The organism is Spirillospora sp. NPDC049652 (genome assembly GCF_040675125.1).
Lineage (GTDB): Bacteria > Actinomycetota > Actinomycetes > Streptosporangiales > Streptosporangiaceae > Spirillospora.
The window spans coordinates 1-5,536 of record NZ_JBFAOF010000459.1; the positions used below are offsets into that span (position 1 = coordinate 1).

Annotated in this window: 5 protein-coding genes; 2 read left to right on the top strand and 3 right to left on the bottom strand. The window is 74.8% G+C overall.

Translation table 11 applies throughout. From position 1 onward, the window contains the following. Nucleotides 1-708: biotin--[acetyl-CoA-carboxylase] ligase (locus AB0J52_RS25125; protein WP_500184650.1), on the bottom strand; the 708-nt coding region annotated here is incomplete at its 3' end. A gap of 63 nt (nt 709-771) precedes the next feature. On the opposite strand from AB0J52_RS25125, the gene AB0J52_RS25130 reads away from it, so the two are divergent. Further along, the gene (locus AB0J52_RS25130; RefSeq protein WP_500184652.1) at nt 772-1,560 is read left to right on the top strand and encodes an enoyl-CoA hydratase/isomerase family protein; all 789 of its coding nucleotides are present in this window, start codon (nt 772-774) and stop codon (nt 1,558-1,560) included. A 102-nt stretch (nt 1,561-1,662) separates the two neighbouring features. Here the strand turns inward: AB0J52_RS25130 and AB0J52_RS25135 are convergent, their stop codons facing one another. Then, nucleotides 1,663-3,276, bottom strand: coding sequence for an MFS transporter (locus tag AB0J52_RS25135; protein WP_500184653.1), 1,614 nt, complete (start codon nt 3,274-3,276; stop codon nt 1,663-1,665). Between the two features lie 38 nt (nt 3,277-3,314). Here AB0J52_RS25135 and AB0J52_RS25140 point away from each other — a divergent pair, with 38 nt between their 5' ends. Then, on the top strand, nt 3,315-3,755 hold the full coding sequence (locus AB0J52_RS25140; protein WP_500184655.1) for a winged helix-turn-helix transcriptional regulator: 441 nt from the start codon (nt 3,315-3,317) through the stop codon (nt 3,753-3,755). A gap of 61 nt (nt 3,756-3,816) precedes the next feature. On the opposite strand, the gene AB0J52_RS25145 is transcribed toward AB0J52_RS25140, so the two are convergent. Then, the coding region (locus AB0J52_RS25145; RefSeq protein WP_500184657.1) for a phosphoenolpyruvate carboxylase at nt 3,817-5,536 on the bottom strand (1,720 nt) is incomplete at its 5' end.

Below are 5,536 nucleotides of genomic sequence, written 5' to 3' on the forward strand. Positions count from 1 at the left end.
CGCGCACAGCTCCCGGTAGTCGGCGCGCAGGCCGCAGACCTCCGGGTCGCCGGACGCCGCGGCCCACTCCCGGTAGCGTCCCTCGACCTCGCGGGCGATGGCGCGCAGCAGCGGCGCGCGGTCCGACAGCGGCGCGCCCTCGATGGCCAGGGACGTCGCGGCCGGGACGGGCAGCTCGTCCTCGCGCAGCGACACGTTCAGCCCGACGCCGACGACGATCGCGTCGCCGACCTTCTCGACCAGGATCCCGGCGAGCTTGCGGTCGCCGACGAGCACGTCGTTCGGCCACTTCAGCACGGCGTCCACCGGCGCGTCGCCGTCCGCGCCGGCGAAGAACCGGTCGCCGGTCGCGCCGAACCCGGTCAGCCGCCGGACCGCCGACGCGACCGCGACGCCGGTGAGCAGCGGGGCCCAGGGCAGCCGGTCGGCCGGGACGGCGGGCCGCAGCAGCATCGAGAACGCCAGCCCGGACCGTGCGGGCGCGGTCCACGTGCGGCCGAGGCGGCCGCGTCCGGCGGTCTGCGACTCGGTCGCGAGCAGCACGCCCTCCTCCTCGCCCGCGCGCGCGAGCTCGGCGAGGTCGGCGTTGGTCGAGCCTGTCTCCTCCACCACCCGGACGCTCCGCCACAGCCCACCGGGCTGGACGAGCGCGCGCGCGAGCGCCGCCTCGTGGAGCGGCGGTCGGTCGAGGTTCCCATAACGAGTCACGTCCCCATCCAACCTCACCCCGCCCCGTGGCCCACCGGCAGTAGGCGATCTAAGGTGCACTCTGTGGACGGAGTGACGCTTAAGCGCGACAAGCAGAACGAACATGTGGCCGAGATCGTGCTCGACCGCCCGGAGGCGCTGAACGCCCTGTCGACCGCGATGGCGCGGCGGCTGGCGGCGGTGTGCGCGGAGGTCGCCGCGGACGGCTCGGTCCGCGCGGTCGTCCTGTCGGCCGCGGGCGACAAGGCGTTCTGCGTGGGCGCGGACCTCAAGGAACGCAACGCCATGACCGACGACGAGATCCTGGCGCAGCGGCCGGTGTTCCGCGCCGCGTTCGGCGGCGTGCTGAACCTGCCCCAGCCGGTCATCGCGGCGGTGCACGGGTACGCGCTGGGCGGCGGCTGCGAGTTCGCGCTGTCCTGCGACATGATCGTCGCGGACGAGACGGCCGTGTTCGGGCTGCCCGAGGTGTCGGTGGGGCTGGTCCCGGGCGGCGGCGGCACGCAGCTCGCGGTGCGCAAGCTCGGCTCCGGGCGCGCCGCCGACCTCGTCCTGACCGGCCGCCGCCTGGCCGCCGACGAGGCCGCCGCGATCGGTCTGGCCGACCGGCGCGTCCCGAAGGGCGAGGCGCGTGCCGAGGCGCTGGCGATCGCGGCGAGGATCGCCAAGAACTCCCCGATCGCCGTCCGCGCCGCCAAGCGCGCGATGCGCGTGGGCGGCGACCTCCCGCTGGAGGCGGGTCTCGACGTGGAGGAGAACGCCTGGCGCACGGTCGCCTTCTCCCCCGACCGCCGCGAGGGCATCGCCGCCTTCGCCGAGAAGCGCACCCCCGACTGGTCCACGCCTGCCTGACCCGACGCCCCGCCTGACCCCGTGCCCGCCTGACCCTCGGCCCGGGCTCCTCGCCGGAGCGCGTCGCGTCGCCGTCCAGGGCGTCACGACGCGCTCCGCGCGTCAGAGGGTCTTGGACATGTGGACGGCGTGGCGGCCCTCGATCTCCTCGCGGCCGGTCTCCCGGTAGCCGCGGCGTTCGTACCGGGCGATGTTGTCGGTCATCTTCTCGTTCGTGATCAGCCGGAGGGCGGGGAGGCCGAGCGCGCGTGCCTGGTCCTCGGCGTGGTCGAGGAGTCGGCGTCCCAGCCCCTCGCCCTGGCGGGACGGGTCGACGGCGACGTTGTCGACCAGCAGGCGGCCGTCCTCGGGGATGAGCACGATCAGGCCGGACAGGTCGTCCAGGACGTGCACCCGGCCCTCGTCGATCAGGGCGGCGTAGTCGGACAGGAGCGGCAGCGGCGGCGTGCCGATCACCTCCGTCCAGGGGTTGTAGGCGGCCTGGACGACCCGCTCGACGGCGGGCCGGTCGGACGGGACGGCGAGCCTGATCTCGGCCATGGGACTCCTCTCGGATCGGAGCCCCATTCTGGACACCCCGAGGGCGGCGAGACTGAACCCGGCCCCGAGGAAGCAGACGGCGGACCATCCGGCGGCGGCGTAGAGGGCGGTGGAGGCGGCGGCCCCGGTGGCGCTGCCGGCCGAGTAGAAGACCATGTAGCCGCCGATCACGCGGCTGCCCGCGTCCGGACGGCGGGTGTAGATCATGCTCTGGCTGGTCACGTGCACGGCCTGGACGGCGAGGTCGAGCAGCACCGCGCCGAGCGCCAGCGCCCACAGCGAGTGCCGGACGAGCGCCAGCGGCCCCCACGAGACCGCCAGCAGGACGAGCGCGACCGTGGTGGTGCGGACGCCGAGGCCCCGGTCGTGCAGGCGTCCGGCGGGCGCGGCGGCGAGCGCGCCCGCCGCGCCCGCGAGGCCGAACGCGCCGATCGCGGTGTGCGAGAGGCCGAGGTCGGTGAGCGGGAGGGCGACGCAGCTCCAGAGGGTGCTGAACGCGGCGAAGAGCAGCATGGCGAGCAGGCCGCGGGCGCGCAGCAGGGGCTCGCGGGCGAAGAGGACGACCGTGGAGCGCAGCAGGTCCGGGTACCGGACGCGCGGCCCGGCGTCCTGAGCCGGGAGCGCCCGGCGGAGCAGCAGCGCCAGCAGCGCCGTGACGGCCGCTGACAGCAGGTAGACCGAGCGCCAGCCGCCGAGGTCGGCGAGGACACCCGAGACCGTCCGGGCGAGCAGGATGCCGAGGACGATCCCGCTGGTCACCTGGCCCACGACGCGTCCCCGGTCGGCGGGGGACGCCAGGGACGCGGCGGCCGCGACCAGCGTCTGCGTGACCACCGCCAGCAGGCCGACCGCGGCGGCGGACGCGAACAGGACCGGGACGCGGGTGGCCGTGCCGAGCAGGGCGAGCGCCGCCGCGAGCAGGACGAGCTGCGCCGGGACGAGCCGCCGCCGGTCGAGCACGTCCCCCAGCGGGACCAGCAGGAACAGCCCGAGTCCGTAGCCGATCTGCGTCGCCGTGACGACCGCGCCGACGGCCCCGGCGCCGATGCCGAACTCGCCGCCGAGGGTCGCGAGCAGCGGCTGGGCGAAGTAGACGTTCGCGACGGCCGTGCCGCTCGCGACGGCGAACAGGAGGGTGGCCGCGCGCGACGGCCCATTCTGGTTGCAAGTTGCCACCGCTTGACCGTAGAGGCTTCTGGTGGCATCTTGCAACCATGGTGCGGCGGACGAGACTGGACGGCAGCGCGTGCCCGGTGGCGCGCTCCGTGGACGCCATCGGCGACTGGTGGTCGCTGCTGATCGTGCGGGACGCCTTCGACGGCAGCCGCCGGTTCGGGGAGTTCCAGCGCAGCCTGGGCGTGGCGAAGAACATCCTGTCCGCACGGCTGCGGGCGCTGGTCGCGGCCGGGATCCTGGAGCTCGTCCCCGCGTCGGACGGCAGCGCCTACCAGGAGTACGCGCTGACGGCGAAGGGACGCGACCTGTTCCCCGTGGTCGTGGCGCTGCGGCAGTGGGGCGAGCGGCACTCCTTCGAACCCGGCGAGGCGCACTCCGAACTGCTCGACCGGGAGGGCCGCCCGCTCGCGCCCATCGAGATCCGCGACGCGGACGGACGTCCGATCCGTCCCGAGGAGACGCGGGTCGAGAAGGTCTGACCCGGCGGAACGACGAAGCGCCCCCCGCCGCGAGGCGAGAGGCGCTTCAAACGACGAACCGTCAGCCGGTGTTCTGGAGGCCCGCCGCGACGCCGTTGACCGACAGCAGGAGCAGGTCCTCCAGGTGGGCGCGCTCCGACTCGTCGATGGCCGCGCCGGAGCGCAGCGCGCCGAGGGCGCGGAGCTGCAGGTGCGACAGCGCGTCCACGTACGGGTTGCGCAGCTCGACCGCGCGGGACAGGACGAGCCGGTTCTCCAGCAGCCGGTCGTGGCCGGTCACGGCGAGGACGAGGCGGCGCGTCCGGTCGTACTCCTCCAGCACCGCCGAGGCCATCTCCGGACGCCCGCCGAGGGCGAGGTAGCGCTCGGCAATCGCCCGGTCGGACTTGGCGAGGCTCATCTCGGCGTTGTCCAGCAGCGTCTGGAACAGCGGCCACTCGGCGTACGCCTCGCGCAGCTCGTCCAGGTCGCGGCCGTCGTCGGAGACGGCGGCGAGCCCGCTGCCCAGGCCGTACCAGCCGGGCAGGTTCACCCGGGTCTGCGTCCAGGCGAAGACCCACGGGATGGCGCGCAGGTCCTCCAGGCCCCGGGCCGCCTTCCGGCGGGACGGCCGGGACCCGATGCGCAGCTCGGCGATCTCCTCCAGCGGGCTGACCCGGCCGAACCAGGTGGCGAACCCGTCGGTCTCGATGAGCGACTGGAAGGAGCGCTTGGCGGCGGCGCTGATCCGGTCGGCGAGCGGGCGGAACCGGGCGGCGGCGTCCCGGGCGCGGTCCTGCACGGCGTCGGTGGACGCCAGCAGGATCGCGTTGGTGACCTGCTCCAGATGGCGGTGCGCGATCTTCTGCTGGCCGTACCGGGCGAAGATCACCTCGCCCTGCTCGGTCACCTTGAAGCGGCCCGCGACCGAGCCCGGCGCCTGCGCCAGGATCGCCCGGTGCGCGGGGCCGCCGCCGCGTCCGAGGGAGCCGCCCCGGCCGTGGAAGAGGGTCAGCTTGATGTCGTGCTCGGCGGCGAACTCCGCGAGCGCCTCCTGCGTGTCGTACAGCCTCAGCGTCGCCGAGGTCGGGCCGAGCTGCTTGGCCGAGTCGGAGTAGCCGAGCATGACCTCCAGCCGGCGGCCGGTGTCGTCCAGCCGCCGCCGGACGGCGGGGATCGCCAGCATCCCGGCCAGCACGGACGGCGCGCGCTCCAGGTCCTCGCCCGTCTCGAACAGCGGGATCACGTCGAGGACGGGCGCGTCGTCGCCGAGCGAGGCGGCCAGCTCGTGCACGTTCGCGATGTCCCGCTCGGTGCGGGTGAACGAGACGACGTAGCGGTGGCAGGCCTCGACGCCGAACCGGCGCTGGATCCACGCGACGACGCGGAGCGTGTCGAGGATCTCCTCGGTCATCTCGCTGCGCGGGCCGCCCGCCCGGACCTCCGCGAGAGCCTTCTCGTGCAGCTCGGAGTGCTGCCGGATCTCCAGCTCGGCCAGGTGGAACCCGAACGTCTCGACCTGCCAGACCAGGTCCTGCACGCGCCCGTACGCCTGCCGCTCCGCGCCCGCCTCGGCGAGCGAGTCGCGCAGCACGGTCAGGTCGGCGAGCAGCTCGTCCGGGCCGCCGTAGGCGAGGTCGGCGTCCCGCTCCAGCGTCGCGGCGATGCGGTCGGCGACGTGCAGGAGGAACTGCCGGTGCGGCTCGTCCGGGGACCGCTTGGCGATCTCGGCGAGCCGGGCGGGGCTCGCGGTGCGGGCGGCGGCGAGCGCGGCACGCAGCGCGGGCGAGGCGGGCGTGGTC

Excerpts from the sequence above, each read along its gene's own strand:
- AB0J52_RS25140 (WP_500184655.1), top strand. The coding sequence starts at position 3,315 with ATGGTGCGGCGGACGAGACTGGACGGCAGCGCGTGCCCGGTGGCGCGC.